This is a genomic window from Mesorhizobium sp. M7A.F.Ca.CA.001.10.2.1 (genome assembly GCF_003998575.1).
In the GTDB taxonomy this organism is placed as follows: Bacteria; Pseudomonadota; Alphaproteobacteria; order Rhizobiales; family Rhizobiaceae; genus Mesorhizobium.
In genome coordinates this window covers 1-1,205 of sequence record NZ_RZQY01001072.1, presented here as the reverse complement: position 1 = coordinate 1,205, position 1,205 = coordinate 1, and the positions used below count along the sequence as shown (strand labels likewise).

Genomic DNA, 1,205 nt, shown 5'->3' with positions numbered 1-1,205 from the left:
CTCTTGTAGGACGGAAACGACCAGCCGAATTTGAGCGCACCGCCACGCACGAGGAACGCCGCCGCAAAGCCGGCAAGGTTCGAGGTGAGCGGCGGCAGTCCGGCAAGATCGCCAAGCGTGTAAAGCCCGGCACCCGCAAGGGCGGCCGTGACGTAGATTTCGGGCCTGAGCAGCACCGATGGCTCGCCGGCAAGGAGATCGCGCAAAATGCCGCCGAAAGTGGCGGTGAGCACGCCGGTGATGACGGAGACGACCGGCGAGCCGGTAATCGCAAGCCCCTTGGCCGCGCCCATCACCGAAAAGGCGGCGAGCCCGATGGCGTCGAGCCAGAGCAGCCATTTCCAGCGCGATTCGACACGATGCGCGCTGAAGAAGACCAGCACCGCAACCGCGGCGCAGACCAGCACATAGCCGGAGTTGGCGACCCAGAAAACCGGCAGGTTGAGGATGACGTCACGCAGCGTGCCGCCGCCTATCCCGGTGACGCTGGCCAGGAACAGGAAGCCGATGATGTCGAGCTGCTTACGCGAAGCCGCAAGCGCGCCGGTCGCCGCGAAGACGGCGACACCGGCATAGTCGAGAAGCGCGATGGCATTCATGCAGACCAGGGGAGTAAGGGAAGAGGAGAATAGGAGAATAGGAGAGTATGTTTATCACAAAGCCGCACCGTTGGTACGCTCCCTTACTCCCTTACTCCCTTACTCCCTTACTGCCCTAACTACGCATCCTTCTCAGCCTGCTCGTTCACCGGCCCCGGCTCAACCGGTGCTTCAGCGGCGGCGAACTTCGGACCACCCTTGGCGACGCCGACCATGGCCGGGCGCAGCACGCGGTCGCCGATCGAATACCCCGGCTGCACGACCTGGACCACGGTGTTGGCCGGGACATCCGGATTGGGCACTTCGAACATCGCCTGGTGGAAATTGGGATCGAACTTCTCGCCTTCCGGCGCGAGCTTCTTGACCCCATGCCGTTCCAGCGCCGACAGCATGGCGCGCTCGGTGAGGTCGACGCCTTCGATCAGCGCCTTGAAGCCGGCGTCACCCGATGCCTTGGCCTCGGCGGGAATCGCATCCAGCGCGCGGCGCAGATTGTCCGACACCGACAACATGTCGCGGGCGAAATTCGCGACCGCGTAGGTTCGCGCATCGTGCACATCGCGCGCCGTGCGGCGACGCAGGTTTTCCATCTCCGCCGCCACGCGC

The 1,205-nt window shown here is 64.6% G+C and carries 2 protein-coding genes; both read right to left on the bottom strand.

Annotated features, from left to right (window positions below):
• The coding region (locus EN964_RS35155; protein ID WP_164776431.1) for a trimeric intracellular cation channel family protein at positions 1-599 on the bottom strand (599 nt) is incomplete at its 3' end.
• Between the two features lie 119 nt (positions 600-718).
• Positions 719-1,205, bottom strand: a 487-nt coding sequence (grpE, locus tag EN964_RS35150) for a nucleotide exchange factor GrpE (protein WP_127277490.1), incomplete at its 5' end; no start/stop codon positions are given.